Consider the following 20,167-nt stretch of genomic DNA (forward strand, 5'->3'; position numbering starts at 1 on the left):
TCGGGTTACTCCCCTTCTGCTGCTGCGGCGCTGCCGCGCACCTTATCGCGCCGGGGCGACGAACCGAGCACCACGGCCACTGTCGTCCCACTGGGTTGACGTGGCCTGATCTCCAACCGGCCTCGGATACGTTCCGCCCTCTCCGCCATGATCGCAAGGCCATAGTGCCCGTCCGGGCGCTGGTCACCGATGCCGTGACCGTCATCCGACACTTCAATTCGGGTGTACGGGGGATCCACCTCGCACGTGACCCAGAGGTTCGACGCGCCGGCGTGCTTGCGGGCGTTCGTCACCGCCTCCTGCGCGATGCGCAGCAACTCGGCCTCGGTCGCGGCCGGCAGCCGCGCGGTGGACTCGTCGAGCGACAGGTGCACCCGCAGGCCGCCGGAGGCGCCGACGGTACGGGCGTACTCGGCGATGGCGGCGGCCAGGCCGCCGTGCCGGTCCACCTCGCTGCGCAGCTCGAACAGGCTCAGCCGCAGCTCGGTGATCACCCGGGTCACCTCCTGGCGCAGCGTGCGCAGCGAGTCGGCGGTCTCCTCCGCGTCCTCGTGCACGGTGGCCAGGGCGTTGTCGATGCCGTACCCGACCATGACCAGCTCCTGGGCGACCCCGTCGTGGATCTCCCGGGCCAGCCGCTGCCGCTCCTCGTTCGTCGCCAGCGAGCGCACCTCGTCGAAGAGCAGCGCCGCCTCCAGCCGCAGCGCCGCCGGGCCGGTCAGGGCCGTCACCCGGGACACCACCGGCGGCGGGTACGCGGCGGCGGTGTCCGCCTCGATCACCACCAGGCCGACCGTGCGCACGCCGGCCACCAGCGGCACGATCAGCGCGGAGACCTCCCCGGAGCGCCGGGAGCGGCCCTGCGAGCGCGACGAGACGGTCGGCTGCTGGCTGGCCCAGGCGTCGGCGATGGCCGAGTCGGCGTCGAGCGTGGTCTCCCAGTCGACGCGGTCCGCGCCGATCTGGGCCAGCACGACCAGCCGGCCGCCGCCGCTGGCGGAGAGCACCGCGCCCCGGTCGGTCTTCGCCACCACCCGCAGTTCCTCCAGCAGGTGCTCGGAGATGCCGCCCGGGTCCAGCGTGGCGCCGGGCAGCTGCCGGGCGACCGTACGCAGCTGGGTGAGCAGCCGGGTCGCCTCGGCGTACGGCTGGGGTTTGCCCTCGCCGCGGACCCGCATCACGCGCTGGAGCGTGCCGGCGGTGTAGAGACCGAGACCGGCCAGGATCAGCCACTGGGCGCAGACCGCCAGGTAGCCGACCTGACCGAGCTGCGCGCCACCCTCGACCTGGGTGAACGCGGCGCTGGCCACGAGCGTCGCCGCCGCCACCACGAGCAGCGCGGCGCCCTCGCGGAACCGGCGGCTCAGCGCGGTCACGGTGACCGGCACGGCGAGGTACGGCAGCACCGCCGAGGCGCCCACCCCGCCGGTGACACCGGTGAGATGGGTGTCGGCGGCGACCTGGCTGGCGGCCAGCCCGAGCACCACCACCTCGGCGAACCGGCTGATCGAGGTGAGCAGCCGGTGCTGCGGGGCGAGCACGGCGGGCAGCCCCGCGACGCCCAGCAGGGCGATCCACCAGAGCTGGGCGGCGTCGCGGGTGGCGAACAGGGTCAGGGCGGCGACCAGCGCGAGGAGAACCGCGCGGGCCGCTACCGCGAGGGGCTGCGTCTGCGGCTGGCCGGATGTGGAGGCGGGCACGTGACGGATCGTAGTCAGCGTTGGTAGATCTCGGCGATCTCCGAGGCGTACGTCTTGTGCACGACCTGCCGCTTGACCTTCAGCGACGGGGTCAGCTCACCGGTGGTCTCGGTGAAGTCCTGCGGCAGGATCCGGAACACCTTGATCGCCTCGGCCTTGGAGACCGCCTGGTTGGCCTGGTCGATCGCGCCCTGGACCTCGGCGCGCAGCGCCGCGTCCTCGCGCAGCTCGGCGATGCTCGTGGTCTCCGGGCGGCCCTGCCCGGCCAGCCACTTCGGCAGCGCCTCCTCGTCGATGGTGACGAGCGCGGCGATGAACGGCTGCCGGTCGCCGACCACCACGCACTGGCTGATCAGCGGGTGCGCCCGGACCTGGTCCTCCAGCACCGCCGGGGCGACGTTCTTGCCGCCGGCGGTCACGATGATCTCCTTCTTGCGGCCGGTGATGCTCAGGTAGCCGTCGTCGTCGAGGTGCCCGAGGTCGCCGGTGCGGAACCAGCCGTCGGCGCTGATCGCCTCGGCGGTGGCCGCCTCGTTGTGCCAGTAGCCCTGGAAGACGATGTCGCCGGCGATGAGGACCTCGCCGTCGTCGTCGATGCGGATGGTGACGCCGGGCAGGGGGCGGCCGACGGTGCCGATCCGGGTGCCGGTGGGCAGGTTGGCGGCGGCGGCCGGGGAGGTCTCGGTCAGGCCGTACCCCTCGCAGATGGTCACCCCGACGCCGCGGAAGAAGTGCCCGAGCCGCGCGCCCAGCGGCGCGCCGCCGGAGATGGCGTCGCGGCACCGGCCGCCCATCGCCGCCCGCAGCTTGCGGTAGACCAGCTTGTCGAAGAGGGTGTGCTGCGCGCGCAGCGCCAGGCCCGGACCGCCCGGCAGCTCCTGCGCCTCGCTCCACGCGATGGCGACCTTCTCCGCCCGGTCGAAGATCTTGCCCTTGCCCTCGGCCTCGGCCTTCTGCCGCGCGCCGTTGTAGACCTTCTCGAAGACCCGGGGTACGGAGAGCACGAACGTCGGCTTGAAGTCCTGCAGCTCGGCGACCAGGTTCGTGGTGTCCGCGCAGTGCGCCATGGTGGCCCGGGCGTGCACCACGCCGACCTGGATGAGCCGGGCGAAGGCGTGCGCGAGCGGCAGGAACAGCAGCGTCGAGGCGCCCGGGCGGAACAGGTTCGGCAGCACCGGCACCGCGTTGGCGATGTCGGTGTAGATGTTGCGGTGGGTCAGCACGCAGCCCTTCGGCCGGCCGGTGGTGCCGCTGGTGTAGATGATCGTGGCGACGTCGCCGGACTTGAGCATGGAGCGGCGCGTCTCGACCTCGGCCGGGTCCACCGCCTCGCCGGCGGTGACGAGGTCGTCCACCGCGCCCAGCTCGATCTGCCAGACCTCGCGCAGCTCGGGCAGCCGGTCCCGGACACCGGCGACCAGGGTGGCGTGCGCGGTGCTCTCCACCACCACGGCGACGGCGCCGGAGTCGCCGAGGATCCAGGCGGCCTGCTCGGCGCTGGAGGTCTCGTAGATCGGCACGGTGACCGCGCCGGCGGCCCAGATCGCGTAGTCGAACAGGGTCCACTCGTAGCGGGTGCGGCTCATCAGGCCGACCCGGTCGCCGGGGGAGACGCCGGCCGCGATCAGGCCGCGGGCCACCGCGACCACCTCGTCGCGGAACTGCCGGCAGGTCACCTCCTCGCGCGCCGCCGTCCCCGCGCCGGGACGGACGAACTGCACGGTGTCCGGGGCGACTTCGGCGTTTTCCCAGACCGGGTCGGTCAGGTTGGCCGCGTCGCCGACGGTGACGATCGGCGGGACGGAGAACTCGCGCACCTGCACTCCCTCGTGCTCTACCGGCGGGGGCCGGCCTGGTCGGCTCTGTCGAAACCTACCCGCACACCCCGGGGGGTCGGCCAGGGAGGTTGCCCGACCGGCTGGTGGGACGCCGTCGGCGGGTGGAGCGGCGCCGGCCGGGACGCGGCCGGGTAGCCTCCCCCCATGGCGGACTCCTCCACCCAGTCGATCATCATCGGCGCGTCACCGGATCGGGTGGCGGCCGTCATCTGCGACTTCCCCAGTTACCCCGAGTGGACCGAGGCGGTCCGCGAGGCCGAGGTGATCGAGGAGTACGAGGACGGCTACGCCAGCCAGGTCCGGTTCACGCTCGACGCGGGCGTGCTGGCCGACGAGTACGTGCTGGCCTACGAGTACGCCGAGGACATCTCCCGGATCGAGTGGCACCTGGTCGCGCCGTCGAAGATGCAGCGGTCCCAGCGCGGGTCGTACGACCTGGTGGGTAACCCGGACGGGACGACCACGGTGACCTACACCCTGGAGGTGGAGCTGTCCGTGGCGATGCTCGGCATGTTCCGCCGCAAGGCCGAGAAAATGATCATGGATACGGCGTTGAAGCAGCTCAAGCGCCGGGTAGAAGCACCCGGTGCGGCGCACTGACCCGACCGTCCCGGTAGTCACGCTGGAGGAGCCGAACCATGGGCACCACTGATCCGGGTTCGGCCCGGGAAGAGGCCGAGCGCCTCGTCGCCACCCTGCTCGCCGGCGCGAAGATGGCCGCCGCGGCGCCCGGCTCCGGCGCCTGGGGTCCGCTCGGTGGGATCCTCTCCGGTGTCCTCGGTCACACCGGCTCGGACACCGGTTCCGGTCCGCGGGCGTCCGGCCCCGCCGGTTTCGCCACCGGCTCGCCGGAATGCTGTGTCTGCCCCGTCTGTCGCGGTATCGCCGCGTTGCGGGACCCGAGTCCCGAGTTCGCCGAGCGGCTCGCCACCGGCGCCGGGGACCTGGCGGCCGGGGTCGCCAGCATGCTCCGGGCGTTCACCCCGGCCGAGCCGGAGCAGCCGGCCGACACCGGCGGCGCCGCGCCGGGCGGATCGGGGGACCACGTGTGGCGCGAGGCGACCCGTACCGGGCATGATTCTCAGCCGGCACCCGAGCAGGACGTGTGGTCCGCCGCCACCCGGGGGGAGGGCGCGGCCGATGCGGGTGCCGCCGACGCCGCCGGGCCGCAGGAACCGGCGACGAGCCGGCCACCGGCCGGCCGTCCCGTGGTGCCCGCCTCGCGGGCGTCCGGCGAGGTGGGCGCGGACGCACCAGGCGACGGGGCCTGACCACCGGACATCCCGGGACCGCACGGCCGGTTCGGCCGGTTCCCGGGCAGCACAGCAGAGGGGAGTGGCAGCGGTGACGCTGACCATCGGAGTCGACGTCGGTGGCACGAAGGTGGCCGGCGGTGTCGTGGACGACGCCGGCGCGGTACTCGTGCAGACGCGACGGGACACCCCCGCCGACGACGTGGCCAAGACCCGCGACGTCATCATCGAGGTCGTCACCGAGCTGGCCGCCGGTCACGCCGTCGAGGCGGTCGGCATCGGCGCCGCCGGCTGGATCGACGCCTCCCGCTCCACCGTGCTGTTCGCCCCGAACCTGGCCTGGCGGGACGAGCCGCTGCGCACGTACGTCGGGGACGCCACCGGCCTTCCGGTGATCGTGGAGAACGACGGGAACGTGGCCGCGTGGGCGGAGTTTCGCTACGGCGCGGCCCGTGACGCCGACGACTCGATGGTCATGTTCACCATCGGCACCGGCGTCGGCGGCGGCATCGTGCTCGGCGGCGGCCTGGTCCGCGGCGCCAACGGCATCGCCGCCGAGCTGGGGCACATGCTCACCGTGCCGGACGGCCACCAGTGCGGCTGCGGCCGGCTGGGCTGCATCGAGCAGTACGCCAGCGGCAGCGCCCTGGTCCGCTTCGCCCGCGCCGCCGCCCGCCAGGAGCCGCACCGGGCCGCGGCGCTGCTGGAGCTGGCCGACGGCGAGGCCGAGTCGATCACCGGCCCGATGGTGACCGCCGCGGCCAAGGGCGGCGACCCGGTCTCCACCGAGGCGTTCGCCCAGGTCGGCCGCTGGCTCGGCACCAGCCTCGCCGACATGGCGCAGATCCTCGACCCGCAGGTGCTCGTGGTGGGCGGTGGCGTGATCGACGCCGGTGACCTGCTGCTCGGCCCGACCCGCCGGTCGTTCGCCGAGGCGCTGGCCCAGCGCAGCCGCCTGCCCGTCGCCGAGGTACGCCCGGCCGAGCTGGGCAACACCGCCGGCGTGATCGGCGCCGCCGACCTGGCCCGGCGGATCTGACATGACGGACTCGGGTGTGCCGCTGCGGGTGGTGTCGTACAACGTCCACGGACAGCGGGACGACACCGCCGCGCTGGCCGAGGTGGTCCGGGGCGCGGCCCCGGACGTGGTGATCGTCCAGGAGGGACCGCGCCGGTTCCGGTGGCGGCAGAAGTGCGCCGCGCTCGCCGAGTCGTTCGGCATGGTGGTGGCGGCCGGTGGCCTGCCGTCGCTGGGCAACGTGCTGCTGACCACCCTGCGGGTGCGGGTCACCGACACCAGCTGCCAGCGGTATCCGCTGACCCCGGGGCGGCACATGCGCGGCGCCGCGTACGCGCGGTGCCGGGTCGGCGGCGTCGACCTGCTGCTGGCCGGCTCGCACCTGTCCACCGACCCGGCCGAGCGGCCGGCGCAGGCGGCGGCGTTCAAGCGGGAGCTGGCCGCGTCCACGCTGCCCGTGGTGGCCGGCGCGGACCTCAACGAGGGCCCGGACGGGCCGGCCTGGCAGACGGTCGCCGAGGGGCTCACCGACGCGGCGCTGGCCGCCGACCGGGCCGACCGGCACACGTTCTCCTGCGCCGACCCGCGCCGCCGCCTCGACGCGCTCTTCGTCGACCCCCGGATCACGGTGGTCGACTACGACGTGGTGGACACGCCGCTGACCCGCCGCGCCAGCGACCACTTCCCGGTGCTGGTCGACCTGCTGCTGCCGACCGCCTGACCGTCCCCGGAATCGGTGGCTGGACAACGGCTGGCATTCTCGGCAGGATTTCGCGGTGTCCTCCACCGAGCTCGGCCACCCCGATCCGGACCAGACGGCCGTACCGAGCCGTGCCGAACGCCCGGTCTCCGACCGGGGTGACACGGTCTGCGTCATCGGCGCCGGCGCCAGCGGCCTGACCGCCGTCAAGAACCTCCGCGAGGCCGGCTTCGGCGTGGACTGCTACGAGCGGGAGACAGGCGTCGGCGGCGCCTGGAACTGGCGGCACGACCGCAGTCCGGTGTACGCCAGCACGCACCTGATCTCGTCCCGGCCGTTCACCCAGTTCCCCGACTTCCCGATGCCGGACGACTGGCCGGACTACCCGCACCACAGCCAGCTCCTGTCCTACTTCGAGCGGTACGCCGACCACTTCGACCTGCGCCAGCACGTCTGGTTCGGCACCGAGGTGGTACGGGTCGAGCCGGTCGAGGGGGACCGGTGGGACGTCACCACGCGCAGCACCGGCGGCTACGGTCCCGAGCGCACCTCCCGGTACGCCGCGGTGGTGCTCGCCAACGGGCACAACTGGTCGCCGAAGCTGCCCCGCTACGAGGGGCTGGAGCAGTTCCGCGGCGAGGTCATGCACGCCTCGTCCTACAAGGACCCGGCGCAGTTGCGCGGCAAGCGGGTGCTGGTGGTGGGCGCCGGCAACACCGGCTGCGACATCGCGGTCGAGGCGGCCCAGCAGGCGTCGCACTGCTGGCACTCCACCCGGCGCGGCTACTGGTACGCCCCGAAGTACGTCCTCGGCCGCCCCGCCGACCAGGTGAACGACACGCTGCTGGCGCTGCGGGTGCCGCTGCGGGTACGGCAGTGGCTCTACCACTGGACGCTGCGGCTGACCGTCGGCGACCTGACCCGGTTCGGCATGCCCAAGCCGGACCACCGCGTCTACGAGACGCACCCGATCGCCAACAGCCAGCTCGTCTACTACGTCGGGCACGGCGAGGTCACGCCGGTGCCGGACGTGGCCCGGTTCGACGACCGCGCGGTGGAGCTGACCGACGGCCGGCGCATCGACCCCGAGCTGGTCGTCTTCGCCACCGGATACCTGCCGCGCTTCGAGTTCCTCAAGGGACAGGTGCTCGGCGACGAGGACGACTCCGGGCGGCCCCGGCTGTGGCTCAACGCGTTCACCGCCGGGCATCCCACGCTCGCCGTGGTCGGCCTGGTGCAGCCGGACTCCGGCATCTTCCCCATCTCGCACTGGCAGAGCGTGCTGTTCGCCCGGCTGCTCACGCTGCGCGCCACCCGGCCGGAGCGGGCCGCCGCGTTCGACCGCAAGGTCCGCGCGGGCCTCGGCGAGCGGTACTCGGCCAAGGTCAAGGACAGCACCCGGCACTGGTTCGAGGTCGGGCACGCCGACTACCTGCGCGCGCTCCAGCGCGCGCTGCACGAGCTGGAGGACGGCAAATGACGGTCGAGCGGACGCGGGTGGTCCGGTCCTGGGAGTGGGCCCGGCCGGAGCGGCCCGCCCGCCGCGAGGTCCTCGCCGCGGTGCCGGAGCGGGAGGAGGCGAAGCCGCCGCTGCTGTTCGTGCCCGGGTTCGGCCACGGCGCGTGGGCGTTCGCCGAGCACTGGCTGGGGCACGCCGCCGGTCGCGGCTTCCCGGCGTACGCGCTGAGCCTGCGCGGGCACGGCGGCAGCGAGCCGGCGCCGGAGGCGACGCTGCGCTCGTACACCCATGACGTGACGCAGGTGGCGGCGAGCCTGCCGCGGCAGGCGGTGCTGGTGGGGCACGGCGCCGGCGCCCGGGTCGTGGCGCACGCGCTGGCCCGCTACCCGGCGCGGGCGGCGGTGCTGGTGGCGCCGGTGCTCGGCGGCTGGTCGACGTTCGGCACGGCGTTGCGGCGCAATCCGGCCGGGACCGTGCCGGCGGTCTTCGGCGCCGGGCTGCGGCTCAACCGGCGGCAGCTGTTCAGCCGGGAGCTGCCCGACGCCGACGCCCGGCGGCACCTGGCCCGGCTGGGCCGGGCCGGTCGGCGGGCGCAGTGGCAGCTGCTGACCGGCCGGGGTCCGGAGCCGGCGGTGGGCCGGCCGCCGGTGCTGGTGCTCGGCAGCCCGGACGACCGGGTCGTGCCGGCGTCCGCGCTGATCCGGGCCGCCCAGCGGTACGCCTCCGCGCCGCTGCTCTTCCCCGGCATGGGGCACGACCTGATGCTCGACGCCCGCTGGCGGGAGCCGATCGACGCGATCCTGGACTGGCTGGACAAGGACCCGGCGTCCACGGCGGGGTGAGCGCCGGGGCGCCGGCTCAGCGGGTGGCGGCGCGGCGGCCGGCGAGCGACCCGCTCTCCTCCAGCGCGCTCAGGTAGGACGCCGCCCAGGCGTGGATGTCGTTGCGCGCCAGGTGTTCGCGCATGGCGCGCATCCGGGCCGCCACGTCCTCCGGGCCGGCGCGCAGCGCGGCCAGCAGCCCCTGCTTGAGGCCGTCGAGGTCGTGCGGGTTGACCAGGTACGCCTGCTCCAGCTCGGAGGCGGCGCCGGCGAACTCGCTGAGCAGCAGCGCACCGGTGCCGTCGACCCGGGCCGCCACGTACTCCTTCGCCACCAGGTTCATCCCGTCGCGCAGCGGCGTCACCGCCATCACGTCCGCGACGCGGTAGAGCGCGACCAGCTCGGCCCGGTCGAACGGCTGGGAGAGGTAGTGGATCGCCGGCTCGCCGACCCGGCCGAACTCGCCGTTGATCCGCCCGACCTGGTGCTCCACCCGGTCCCGCAGGATCTGGTACTGCGCCACCCGGTCGCGGCTGGGCACGGCCACCTGGACCAGCACGGTGTCGCGGACCTTGATGTCGCCGCTGGCGAGCAGTTCGCGGTACGCCTTGAGCCGCTGCTCGATGCCCTTCGTGTAGTCCATCCGGTCGACGCTGAGGATCACCTGTTCCGGCTGGCCGAGGTCCTGCCGCAGCCGGCGGGCCCGTTCGGCGACCTCCGGGCGCGCCGCGAGCGCGGACATCTCGGCGGTGTCGATGGCGACCGGGAAGGCGCCGATGCGCACCACCCGGCCGTCGACGCCGATCCGCCGGTCGGTCGCGGGCAGGCCGAGCACCTTGGTGGCGAGCTGGGCGAAGTTGTGCGCGGCCTGGGCCCGCTGGAAGCCGATCAGGTCGGCGCCGAGCATGCCGCGCAGCAGTTCGGCCCGGCGCGGCAACTGCATGAACAGCTCCGGCGGCGGGAACGGCACGTGCAGGAAGAAGCCGATCCGCAGGTCCGGGCGCAGGTCGCGGAGCAGGCCGGGCACCAGTTGGAGGTGGTAGTCCTGCACCCAGACCAGGCCGCCGGGCTCGGCCGTCTCGGCCGCGGCCTCGGCGAAGCGCTGGTTGACCCGCTGGTACGCCTCCCACCACCGGCGGTGGTACTCCGGCTGCTCGACGGCGTCGTGGTAGAGCGGCCAGAGGGTGGCGTTGGCGAAGCCCTCGTAGTGGTCGCGGAAGTCCTCGGCGCTCAGCGGCACGGTGTGCATGCGGACGCCGTCCACGTCCGGCAGCGCCGGGGCGGGTCCGGTGCCGCCGGCCCAGCCGACCCAGGTGGCGGGCGTCTGCCGCAGCAGCGGGTGCAGGGCGCTCACCAGGCCGCCGGGGCTGCGGCGCCACTCGAAGGCGCCGTCGGGCGCCACACTGTCGTCGATGGGGAGGCGGTTGGCCACCACCACGAGAGGGCTCTGTCGCATCGGGCATTCCGCTCAGCAGGGGAACCGGCGACCCGGAAGAGACGCAAGCCGGACAGCCGGTGCGGGACGTGACGTTCAGCCTATTCCTACTGACTGTAAGTTACACGCTTGTTACGCCCCGGCCCAGGGCGGGCGGCGTCCCGCCATCCGGGCGGAGCCGGGCTGCGCGGCGTCAGACGACAGCGCCGTCGTCCGGGTCGTGGTCGTCCCGGTCGCCCGGGCGCAGCCGCCAGATCAGCATCACGAAACCGGCCAGGATGCCGGAGAAGCCGAGCAGCGTGACCACCGACGGGTCGACGAGCGACACCACGGTGGGGGACAGGAACAGCAGGAAGCCGAGCACGATGCAGGCCACGCCGAGCACCGCGTACTTGGAGAAGCGGGGCAGCGGGGGCGGCGGGGGCGGGGTGTAGTGCTCCTCGTCCGACGCCTCGTCGGGCAGGTTGTTGCCGAACGTGTCCAAGCCGTCCAGCAGCGAGGGCTCGTCGTGCCGGTCCCGGCTCAGCGACACGCCGGAGATGTCGGCCGCGTACGGCAGCCGGCGCACGTCGGTGGCGGTCGGGCCGGCCGGCTCCTCGGCGCGGCTGCCGGCGGCGGCGCCCGGCGCGGGCGGGTCGTCCACGTCCTCGGCCGCGGGCCAGGGGTGACTGCCGGCGCTCGGCGCGGTGTGGAACCCGGCGACGATCTTCGCCCACTCGGCCTCGATGTCCGGCTCGTCGGCGCGCGGCTGGTCGCCGCCGCCCTCGTCGGCGAGCTGGGTGAGGTAGTCCCGGGCGGTGGTCAGGTGCGACCTGTCGACGTAGAGCCGGTCGACCGGGCGGGCCGGGACGGTGGTGGTGCGGGTCACCGGGTTCAGGTCGGCCGAGGGCTGGAGGTAGGCCGCGATGCCACCGGCGGCGAGCACGTCGAGCAGGTGCTCGCCGACGCGTGGATCGACGTCGCCCGCGACCGCGTACTCGGCCGCGTCGAGCCCGTTGTCCCGCCGTCCCCGACGGGGCCCGCCCCCTGACACCGGACACCCCCTTCGCCGTTCGCTGCCCGTGCCCTGAATCGTGACACGTCCGCACCCGGTTCCGGGAGTGCGTTGTGGCGTGCCGCTCGTCGTTCGTACCCTCTTCCCGGACTCCTCCGGGCGCCACCGGCGCCTGCGGGGCCACGCGGCGGGCCGCCCGCCGCCACCGAACGGGAAGGACGCCGGTGCTGTACTGGCTGCTGAAGTACGTCATCCTCGGCCCGTTGCTGAGGCTGATCTTCCGCCCGCAGGTCGAGGGACTGGAGCACGTGCCGGAGGCCGGGCCGGTGATCCTCGCCAGCAATCACCTCTCCTTCTCGGATTCGATCTTCACTCCGCTGATCGTCAAGCGAAAAGTCACATTCATCGCCAAAGCCGAATACTTCACGGGTAGGGGCCTCAAGGGCTGGCTCACCAGGATGTTCTTCGTCGGCTCCGGCACCATCCCGGTCGACCGCTCCGGCGGCCGCGCCGCCCGGGCCGCCCTCGACACCCAGCTCTCGGTGCTGCGGGCCGGTGGCATCGCCGGCATCTACCCCGAGGGCACCCGGTCGCCGGACGGCCGGCTCTACCGGGGCAAGACCGGGGTGGCGCGGCTGGCGCTGGAGAGCGGCGCCCCGGTGGTCCCGATGGCCATGCTCAACTCCGACGCCATCCAGCCGACCGGCCAGATCATCCCCAACCTGGGCCGGGTGCGGATCCGCTTCGGGCCGCCGCTGGACTTCTCCCGCTACGCCGGGATGGCCGGCGACCGGTTCGTCGAGCGGGCGGTCACCGACGAGATCATGTACGAGCTGATGGAGCTGTCCGGCCGCGAGTACGTCGACACGTACGCCCAGAAGGCCAAGGGCGTCGCGGCACGGCAGCCGCTCGCGGCCTGACCCTCAGCCCGCCCCGGCGACCCGCAGCAGCCCGGCGGCGGAGTGCCGGCCGGCGAACGCGCGTACCCGGGCCAGAGTCGCCGCCGCGGCCGGTGGGTCCGCCTCGGTCAGCGGCACGACAGCCAGCGCGGACGCGATCATCTGGTCGGTGACGTCGGTCATCTCCGCGTACCCCTCGGCCGCGCCGGTGAGCAGCCGGCCCGCCCGCGCGGCGTCCCCGTCGCCCCGGGCCAGCGCCGCCTCGGCCGACCGCCCGGCCGCCCGCGCCCAGCGGGTCACCCGGGGCGCGTGGGCCAGCAGGTCGCGCACCAGCACCGCGGCGTCGCCGCCGAGCAGCGCCGCGACGTGGCCGATCGCCGGCACCCACTCGGCGAACGGGATCATCCGGGTCTGGCGCCAGTCCTCGTCCAGCTCGGTCAGCAGCGCCACCGCCTCGTCCCGGCGGCCCTGCACGGCGCGGCAGAGCGCGGCGTGCGCCAGCGTGGAACGCAGCACGCGTTGGAAGCCGCTGCGCCGGGCCGCGACGAGCGCCTGGTCCACCAGGTCCTCGCCGCCGCCCGGGCCGGCCAGGTCGTCGCCGAGTGCCCGGATCCAGCCGGACACGGCCACGATGTGCAGGTCCCACTCGTCGGTCGGGCGCCGCGTCGACCCCTCGGCCATCCGCAGCGCCGCCGTCCAGTCCCCGCTGTAGTACGACCGGGCCCACTGGTCGCTGAAGCTCACCGTCAGCGCGTGCTCGCCGGCCAGGTCCAGCGAGCGCTGCTCGTCGATCAGCCGGGCCGAGCCGGCCAGGTCGCCCTCCTCCTGGAGCACCCAGGCCAGGTTGTGCACCGCGCGGCGGCGGCTGGTCAGCCGCTCCACCCGGCACTCCTCGGTCACCTCGGCCAGCTCGGCGTACGCCTCCTCGGCGCCGGACTGGTAGCGGACCACGGCGAGCGTGATGCGCGCGTTCGCCCGCGCCTCGCGCAGCCCCAGCCGCTCGGCCAGCTCGGCGGCGGTGCGCGCGGCCACGCACGCCGGCTCGGTCTCCGCGTCGAGCATGTGCGCCCGGGCCAGCTCCAGCAGCACGCCGACCTTGTCCTCGCTGTCCGGCAGCGTGGCGTGCAGCCCGATCGCCTGGTCGAGGCAGCGCATCAGCTCCGAGCGGTCGGCCCGGGCGAAGGCCGCCGTGGCCAGCAGCCGCCACGCCTTCGCCGCGCCGGGCCGGTCACCCGCGTCGGCCAGCCGGCCGGCCAGCGTGGTGAGCAGCGCCGTCCCGCCGCCGTCGAGGAAGCCGTCGCGGTCCCGGTAGAACGCCAGCTCGGCCTGGAACAGCTCGAGCGCCGGGTCCGGACCGCACTCCACGCTCAACGCGCGGTCCACCAGCGTGGCAGCGGTCTCCAGCGCGTGCAGGTCGTACGCCCGGCGTGCGGCCCGGTGCAGCGCGGACCGGGTCGCGGCGGCGTGCGGGGCCTGGTCCAGGCCGACCGTACGGGCGATCTCGTGCGCCGCCCACCTGTGGTTGGCCAGCACCTCGGCCCGGTCGTGCTGCCGGCCGTCGGCGAGCTGCTCCAGCCAGTCGGCGGTGCGCTGGTGGCGGGCGACCCGCTCGGCCCGGGGCAGCCGCTGATAGCAGACGTCGCGGACCAGCACGTGCCGGAACCGGTACTCCGCCTGGCCGGGCATCGTCGAGACGGGCAGCTCGTAGACGAGGTCGCGGCGCTGGAGGTGGTGCAGCGCCCGTTCGACCCACTCCGCCGGACGGCCGAGCGCCAGCGCCACCGGCGCCGCCCAGAACTGCACGCCGACCACCGAGGCGGCCTGGAGCACCGCGCGGTCGGCCGGGTCGAGCAGGTCCAGCCGGTTGGCGATGACCGCCTGCACGGTACGCGGCATCCCGGCGCCCCCGACCGGGTCGACGAGCGCGAGCGCGGCGGTCCGCTCGGCCAGCCCGCCGTCGAGCAGCATCCGCGCGTACTCCTGGGCGTAGAGCGGGTTGCCGTCGGCGAACTCGATCAGCGGCGCCCGCGCGTCCTGCGGCAGCGTGGCCTGGCCGAGCAGCAGCGAGTAGAGCGTGTCGATGTCGCCGTCGTGCATCGGCGGCACCGAGATGGACATCGCCCCGCTGATCGTGCCGGTCCAGGCCGGGTGCTGCTCGCGCAGCTCCGGCCGGGCGGTCGCGACGACGAGCAGCGGCACGTTGCGGGCCGCCGCGCCGAGCTGCTCGACGAAGGACAGCATCGCCTCGTCGGCCCAGTGCATGTCCTCGAAGACGAGCACCGTGGGACCGGTCGCGGCCAGGGCGAGCAGGAAGCGCCGCCACGCCGCCTCGGTCTCGGCCGAGGTGAGCCGTTCGCCGGAGACGCCGACGAGCGGGCCCAGCGCCTCGGCCAGCCGTACCGCGTGCGGGTCGGCGAGGCGGCCCAGCCGCTCGCGCAGCCGGTCCCGGATGGTGGCCGGGTCGTCGGCGCCGGTCAGCCCGGTCCAGCTCCGGACGATGTCGGCCAGCGCGGCGTAGGTGACGTTCTCGCCGAACGGCGGGCACTGGCCGGTCAGCCAGGTGACCCGGGTGCCGGGCAGGCTGGCGGCGTGCCGGGCCAGCTCACGCAGCAGCCGGCTCTTGCCGACCCCGGCCGGGCCGAAGACGGTGAGCAGCTGCGAGGTGCGCTCGGTGAGCGTGCGGTGCAACGCGCTGACCAGCAGGCCCCGCTCGTGGTCCCGGTCGACCATCGGGGTCAGCTCGGCGGTCTGCCCGTCGCGCCGGGGCCGTGCCCGTACGGCCAGCCAGATCCGGCTCACAGTGGACCGGCCGCGCAACGTCACCGGCGGCTGGTCGTCGTACTCCATCTCGCGCCGGGTGGCCGCCCAGGTGCTCTCGTCCACCACCACGCCGCCGACCGGGGCGAGCCCCTGCAACCGGCTGGCGGTGTTCACCACGTCGCCGGTGACGAACGCCTGGCCGCCGTCGCGCGCCGCGGCCAGGTCGACGAGGGCCTCACCGGTGGCGATGCCGACCCGGAATCCGAGCGGTGGATGCGGTCCGGCCGGCTGCCGGGCCAGGCTGCGTTGCAGCTCCAGTCCGGCGCGTACGCAGCGCAGCGCGTCGTTGTCGGTGGCCACCGGCGCGCCGAACAGCGCCATGACGGCGTCGCCGATGTACTTCTCCACCACGCCGCCGTACTGGTGCACCAGCCGGCGCACCGTGGCGAAGTAGGCCTGTTGCAGGCCGCGAGCCTGCTCCGGGTCGGCCCGTTCGGCGTATGTCGTGAAGTCGACGATGTCGATGAAGAGCACGCTCACCTGGCGGCGGTCCTCCTGCACCGCGACCGCGTGGTCGCGCAGCGGCTGGCCGCAGTTGGTGCAGAAGTTGGCGCCGGTGTCGTTGGCGTGGCCGCAGGATGGGCAGGCCGCAGCCAGCGGACGGCCGCACCCACCGCAGAAACGGTCGTCCGGCCCGGCGGTCCGGGCGCAGTGTCCACAGGTGAGGTCGATGTCCGGCTCCGTACGCGTGAGGTCCCCAGTGTCCCGCGTGGCCGTCGCAGTCGGGTACCCGACGTGTCGGCGGGACGTCACGGCTGTTCGGCCGGGTCTAGTCTCCCCTAGCAGGAAGTCCCGTCGACAGGGAGATTGCCGTGCACGTCCGGCTGTCCGCCTCATGGACCGATCCACGGGGGACGGTGTGGGCCGTCGGTGACACGGTCGACGTGGACGCCGTAACCCTCGCCGAACTGGAGGAAAAAGGCATGGTGGAGCAGCCCGCGGGTAGCGGATCGACCGAGACCACGACCACCACGACGACCCCGCCGAAGAAGACCGACCCGTCGAAGATCGGCCCGGGCCCGAGCGCGCCCCCGGCCGACACCAAGAGCGACTGACCAGGCGTACGACGAACGCGACGGGGGCCGGCGGGACGACCGCCGGCCCCCGCCGTCGTCGTGTCAGCGGTCGTTCATGCCGGCCCGGCGGCGCAGCGCGGCCACGTCGGTGACCACGATCCGGCGTCCCTCGGTACGCAGCCAGCCGCGGCTGGCGAAGGAGCCGATGGCCTGGTTGACGCTCTGCCGCGAGCCGCCGGCCATCTCGGCGAGCTGGCTCTGGTTCAGCTCGATCGTGATCATCGGGGCCTGGCTCTCGCCGGCCAGCCGGACCAGCGTCTTGGCCACCCGGCCCGGCAGGTCGAGGAAGACGTGGTCGGCGTTCTGCTCGGTGAGCCGCCGGATCAGCTGGCCGAGCGAGCGCATCACCGCGTCCAGGATGCGCGGGTTGGAGTGCACCAGCTCCATGAAGGCGGGCCGGGACAGCGCCAGCGCGGCGCAGTCCTCGATCGCCTCGGCCGACGCCGAGCGGGTGGAGGCGTCCAACAGGGACACCTCGCCGAGCACGTCCGGGGGTCGGATCACCGACAGCACCGCGCGCTCGCCGGTCGGTGCGGTGCGGAACACCGCCACCGCGCCGCGGCGCAGCACGATCAGCGACTCACCGGGGTCGTTCTCGACGAAGAGCAGCTGGCCCTTGCGGTAGGTGCGCGGTACGGCCGCGGCGATGACCCGCTGCCGCACCTCCGGCTCCAGCCCGGCGAACATCTCCACGCCCGTGAGCGCGTCACCTGGCTCCGGCAGGCGAGACTCCACGGCCCAACCCCTCCCCGGTCAGAAGTCACAACTCGCACACCGGGTGAAGCTGTCAGTCCCGGTACGAAGCAGCTCAACCGGTTCGGCGCCCGACGGCGGTACACATCAGATCATGACGCTCTCGTCGCGTGCTGTACACCCCCGGAAACACTTCCGTGACCATGCCCGGCCGCCGCCGGCACCGCCGCCGACCTCGGTGGACGCCCCGGCGACCGGCCCGTGCCGGTGATGGGCGAGGATGAGGGCGATGGTTTACCGCTATTTCTACGACTGCGAATTCATCGAGGACGGCCGCATCGTCGACCTGGTGTCGATCGGCGTCGTCGACGAGTACGGCCGCGAGTTCTACGCGGTCTCCACCGAGTTCGACGACTCCCGGGCGGTGCCCTGGGTGCGGCGCAACGTGCTGGACAAGCTCCCCTCGCCGGCCGACCGGGCCTGGCGCTCGCGCGAGCGCATCCGCGACGACCTGCACGACTTCCTGCTGGAGCCGGTGCGGGACCGGCCGGGCGAGCAGTTGGAGCTGTGGGCCTGGTACGCCGCGTACGACCACGTCGTGCTGGCCCAGCTCTGGGGCGCGATGCCGGCGCTGCCCCGGGAGATCCCCCGGTTCACCAAGGAGCTGCGCCAGCTCTGGGACGACAGGGGCCGTCCCCGGCTGCCGGACGCCGAGGCCGACCGGCACGACGCGCTCGTTGACGCGAGGCACAACCTGGCGCGGTGGCGGGCGATGACCGCGCGGGAGGTTTGACCCGTTCCGCCCCGGGCACCGCAGCGGCATCACGCCGATCGGAGACAGGAGTGCCCATGAGCAACGAGCCGACCACCGCAGCGGACGCCCGCCGCCGGGTCACCGAGCTGATCCGGGACGCCCGGATCTGCCTGCTCACCACCACCGGCGTGGACGGGCGGCTGGTCAGCCGGCCGATGGGGCTGCAGGAGGCGGAGTTCGACGGGGATCTGTGGTTCTTCGCGTACGCCGACTCCGCCAAGATCCGGCAGATCCGGGTCAACCCCCAGGTCAACGTCGGTTTCTCCGACCAGCGCCACCACGCCTGGGTGTCGGTGGCCGGCACCGCCACCGAGGAGTGGGACGCCGGCCGGGCGAAGGAGTTGTGGAACCCGCTGCTCAAGGTGTGGTTCCCGGACGGCCTGGAGACGCCGGGGATCACGTTGATCAAGGTGCACGCCGGTTCGGCGGAGTACTGGGACTCGCCCGGCAGCACCGTGGTCAACCTGCTCGGCTTCGCCAGGGCGGCGGTGACCGGCAAGCCGCCGAAGGCGGGGGAGAACCGCGAGGTCAGCTACTGACGGGTAGGGCCGTCCGTCGTCCGGAACGGCCCGGGGTGCGGTGTCGGCGTACACCTGTGGCGACTACAGTGCGCAGTGACGGCCCGCCCCGGGCCGGCAACGGCGCCGATGGTCTGATCTGACACATATCCTGGGGCTTATCCGGGCTTCACCTGATGCTCCAGGAGGATGAGCAGATCATGCGTATCGGCGTGCTCACCGGCGGCGGCGACTGCCCAGGTCTCAACGCGGTGATTCGGGCGGTGGTCCGCAAGGGCGTCGCCACCTACGGTCACGAGTTCGTGGGCTTCCGGGACGGCTGGAAGGGCCCGCTCGAGGGCCTGACCAAGCCCCTGGGCATCCCTGAGGTGCGCGGCATCCTGCCCCGCGGCGGCACCATCCTCGGCTCGTCCCGCACCAACCCGTTCAAGATCGAGAACGGCGTGGAGCGGATCAAGGAGAACCTGGCCGCCCAGGGCGTGGACGCGCTGATCGCGATCGGCGGCGAGGACACTCTCGGCGTCGCCACCAAGCTGCACGAGCTGGGCGTCCACGTCATCGGCGTGCCCAAGACGATCGACAACGACCTGGGCGCCACCGACTACACGTTCGGCTTCGACACCGCCGTGAACATCGCGATGGAGGCGATCGACCGGCTGCACACCACAGCGGAGAGCCACCACCGCACGCTCGTGGTCGAGGTCATGGGCCGGCACGCCGGCTGGATCGCGCTGCACGCCGGCCTCGCCGGCGGCGCCAACGTGATCCTGCTGCCGGAGCGGCAGTTCGACGTCGAGCAGGTCGCCGGCTACGTCGAGAAGCGCTTCCAGCACCAGTACGCCCCGATCGTCGTGGTCGCCGAGGGCGCCCAGCCGCTGGACGGCCAGATGGTGCTGCACAACCAGGAGCTGGACGCGTTCGGCCACGTCCGCCTGGGCGGCATCGGCCAGTGGCTCGCCGAGCAGCTGGAGGCCAAGACCGGCAAGGAGGCCCGCACCGTGGTGCTCGGCCACATCCAGCGCGGCGGCACCCCGACCGCGTTCGACCGGGTGCTCGCCACCCGGCTCGGGCTGCAGGCCATCGACGCGGTGCACGAGGGCGACTGGGGCAAGATGGTCGCGATGCAGAGCACGGACATCGTCCGCGTCCCGCTGGCCGACGCCACCCGCGAGCTGAAGACCGTGCCGCTGGAGCGGTACGCCGAGGCCGAGGTCTTCTTCGGCAGCTGATCGACGGCGCACGGCGTGGCGGGCCGGTGATCCGGCCCGCCACGCCACGCCCACGCGACCCGGGAAGGGGTACGGCTGATGGCACGCGAGGTGCACACGGTCGCGGTGATCGGCGCCGGCAAGATCGGTGAGCTGATGCTCTCCGGGCTGCTGCGCTCCGGCTGGCCGGTGGAGCGGCTGCTCGCCACCGCGCGGCGCCCCGCCCGGGCGAAGGAGCTGGCCGACCGCTACGGCGTGCGGGTGGTGGACAACCTCACGGCGGTGACCGAGGCCGAGGTGCTCGCGGTGTCGGTCAAGCCGCAGGACGCCGCCGCGCTGCTGGACGAGATCGGCCCGAAGGTGCCGGCCGACAAGCTGGTCATCTCGCTCTGCGCCGGCCTGCCGACCGCGTTCTTCAACCGCCGGCTGCCCGAGGGCACCCCGGTGGTCCGGGTGATGACCAACACCCCGGCGCTGGTCGACCAGGCGATGAGCGCCATCTCGGCGGGCGCGTACGCCACCGGCGAGCACCTGGCCCTGGCCGAGGAGATGTTCTCCCCGCTCGGCTCGACCGTGCGGGTGCCCGAGTCGCAGCAGGACGCGGTCACCGCGCTCTCCGGCTCCGGTCCCGCCTACTTCTACCTGCTGGTCGAGGCGATGATCGACGCCGGCATCCTGCTCGGCCTGCCGCGCCAGGTGGCGCACGAGCTGATCGTGCAGACCGCGATCGGCTCGGCGGTGATGCTGCGCGACTCCGGCGAGCACCCGGTGAAGCTGCGCGAGGCGGTGACCTCGCCCGCCGGCACCACCATCTCGGCGATCCGCGAGCTGGAGAACCACGGCGTACGCGCGGCAATGCTGGCGGCGCTGGAGGCGGCCCGGGACCGGGCCCGGGAACTCGCCGCCCAGGCCGACTGACGC

Annotated in this window: 18 protein-coding genes; 12 read left to right on the forward strand and 6 right to left on the reverse strand. The window is 73.7% G+C overall.

What is annotated here, in order from left to right:
- Positions 1–5: 5 nt before the first annotated feature.
- Both AMK25_RS28810 and AMK25_RS28815 read right to left on the reverse strand, forming a co-directional pair.
- Positions 6–1,700, reverse strand: a complete 1,695-nt coding sequence (locus tag AMK25_RS28810; protein WP_073831509.1) for a sensor histidine kinase — start codon at positions 1,698–1,700, stop codon at positions 6–8.
- A 14-nt stretch (positions 1,701–1,714) separates the two neighbouring features.
- Positions 1,715–3,517: an AMP-dependent synthetase/ligase gene (locus AMK25_RS28815; RefSeq protein ID WP_073831549.1), complete on the reverse strand. Its 1,803-nt coding sequence runs from the start codon at positions 3,515–3,517 to the stop codon at positions 1,715–1,717.
- 165 nt (positions 3,518–3,682) lie between these two features.
- On the opposite strand from AMK25_RS28815, the gene AMK25_RS28820 reads away from it, so the two are divergent.
- The 6 genes from AMK25_RS28820 to AMK25_RS28845 all read left to right on the forward strand — a co-directional run bounded on the left by AMK25_RS28820 (position 3,683) and on the right by AMK25_RS28845 (position 8,810).
- Positions 3,683–4,138 (forward strand): SRPBCC family protein, encoded by a 456-nt coding sequence (locus tag AMK25_RS28820; RefSeq protein WP_073831510.1) that lies wholly within the window; start codon positions 3,683–3,685, stop codon positions 4,136–4,138.
- A gap of 38 nt (positions 4,139–4,176) precedes the next feature.
- Positions 4,177–4,809: a hypothetical protein gene (locus AMK25_RS28825; RefSeq protein ID WP_073831511.1), complete on the forward strand. Its 633-nt coding sequence runs from the start codon at positions 4,177–4,179 to the stop codon at positions 4,807–4,809.
- Between the two features lie 64 nt (positions 4,810–4,873).
- Complete coding sequence (locus tag AMK25_RS28830; protein WP_198937697.1) at positions 4,874–5,830, forward strand: ROK family glucokinase; 957 nt, start codon at positions 4,874–4,876, stop codon at positions 5,828–5,830.
- Between the two features lies 1 nt (position 5,831).
- Entirely contained in the window at positions 5,832–6,530 is a 699-nt protein-coding gene (locus tag AMK25_RS28835; protein WP_073831513.1) for an endonuclease/exonuclease/phosphatase family protein, read from the forward strand.
- Between the two features lie 55 nt (positions 6,531–6,585).
- Positions 6,586–7,989 (forward strand): flavin-containing monooxygenase, encoded by a 1,404-nt coding sequence (locus tag AMK25_RS28840; protein ID WP_073831514.1) that lies wholly within the window; start codon positions 6,586–6,588, stop codon positions 7,987–7,989.
- On the forward strand, positions 7,986–8,810 hold the full coding sequence (locus AMK25_RS28845) for an alpha/beta hydrolase (protein WP_073831515.1): 825 nt from the start codon (positions 7,986–7,988) through the stop codon (positions 8,808–8,810). Before AMK25_RS28840 ends, AMK25_RS28845 begins: the two co-directional genes overlap by 4 nt.
- A gap of 16 nt (positions 8,811–8,826) precedes the next feature.
- Here the strand turns inward: AMK25_RS28845 and AMK25_RS28850 are convergent, their stop codons facing one another.
- Both AMK25_RS28850 and AMK25_RS28855 read right to left on the reverse strand, forming a co-directional pair.
- On the reverse strand, positions 8,827–10,245 hold the full coding sequence (locus AMK25_RS28850; protein ID WP_073831516.1) for an alpha,alpha-trehalose-phosphate synthase (UDP-forming): 1,419 nt from the start codon (positions 10,243–10,245) through the stop codon (positions 8,827–8,829).
- A gap of 172 nt (positions 10,246–10,417) precedes the next feature.
- The gene (locus AMK25_RS28855; RefSeq protein ID WP_073831517.1) at positions 10,418–11,257 is read right to left on the reverse strand and encodes a DUF308 domain-containing protein; all 840 of its coding nucleotides are present in this window, start codon (positions 11,255–11,257) and stop codon (positions 10,418–10,420) included.
- 185 nt (positions 11,258–11,442) lie between these two features.
- Between AMK25_RS28855 and AMK25_RS28860 the strand changes: the two genes are divergently transcribed.
- Positions 11,443–12,138: a lysophospholipid acyltransferase family protein gene (locus AMK25_RS28860; protein ID WP_073831518.1), complete on the forward strand. Its 696-nt coding sequence runs from the start codon at positions 11,443–11,445 to the stop codon at positions 12,136–12,138.
- A gap of 3 nt (positions 12,139–12,141) precedes the next feature.
- Here AMK25_RS28860 and AMK25_RS28865 read toward each other — a convergent pair whose 3' ends face one another.
- On the reverse strand, positions 12,142–15,690 hold the full coding sequence (locus AMK25_RS28865) for an ATP-binding protein (protein ID WP_241826533.1): 3,549 nt from the start codon (positions 15,688–15,690) through the stop codon (positions 12,142–12,144).
- 59 nt (positions 15,691–15,749) lie between these two features.
- Between AMK25_RS28865 and AMK25_RS28870 the strand changes: the two genes are divergently transcribed.
- Complete coding sequence (locus AMK25_RS28870) at positions 15,750–15,992, forward strand: hypothetical protein (protein ID WP_073831519.1); 243 nt, start codon at positions 15,750–15,752, stop codon at positions 15,990–15,992.
- A 63-nt stretch (positions 15,993–16,055) separates the two neighbouring features.
- Here AMK25_RS28870 and AMK25_RS28875 read toward each other — a convergent pair whose 3' ends face one another.
- Positions 16,056–16,748, reverse strand: a complete 693-nt coding sequence (locus AMK25_RS28875) for a Crp/Fnr family transcriptional regulator (protein ID WP_013287664.1) — start codon at positions 16,746–16,748, stop codon at positions 16,056–16,058.
- A gap of 247 nt (positions 16,749–16,995) precedes the next feature.
- Here AMK25_RS28875 and AMK25_RS28880 point away from each other — a divergent pair, with 247 nt between their 5' ends.
- The 4 genes from AMK25_RS28880 to proC all read left to right on the forward strand — a co-directional run bounded on the left by AMK25_RS28880 (position 16,996) and on the right by proC (position 20,164).
- The gene (locus AMK25_RS28880) at positions 16,996–17,499 is read left to right on the forward strand and encodes a polyadenylate-specific 3'-exoribonuclease AS (protein ID WP_073831520.1); all 504 of its coding nucleotides are present in this window, start codon (positions 16,996–16,998) and stop codon (positions 17,497–17,499) included.
- Positions 17,500–17,555: 56 nt separating this feature from the next.
- The gene (locus tag AMK25_RS28885; protein WP_073831521.1) at positions 17,556–18,059 is read left to right on the forward strand and encodes a pyridoxamine 5'-phosphate oxidase family protein; all 504 of its coding nucleotides are present in this window, start codon (positions 17,556–17,558) and stop codon (positions 18,057–18,059) included.
- Positions 18,060–18,238: 179 nt separating this feature from the next.
- Entirely contained in the window at positions 18,239–19,267 is a 1,029-nt protein-coding gene (locus tag AMK25_RS28890) for a 6-phosphofructokinase (protein WP_073831551.1), read from the forward strand.
- A 78-nt stretch (positions 19,268–19,345) separates the two neighbouring features.
- Positions 19,346–20,164: a pyrroline-5-carboxylate reductase gene (gene proC / locus AMK25_RS28895; protein ID WP_073831522.1), complete on the forward strand. Its 819-nt coding sequence runs from the start codon at positions 19,346–19,348 to the stop codon at positions 20,162–20,164.
- Positions 20,165–20,167 lie beyond the last annotated feature (3 nt).

This window comes from Micromonospora sp. TSRI0369, assembly GCF_001905625.1.
Lineage (GTDB): Bacteria > Actinomycetota > Actinomycetes > Mycobacteriales > Micromonosporaceae > Micromonospora > Micromonospora echinospora_A.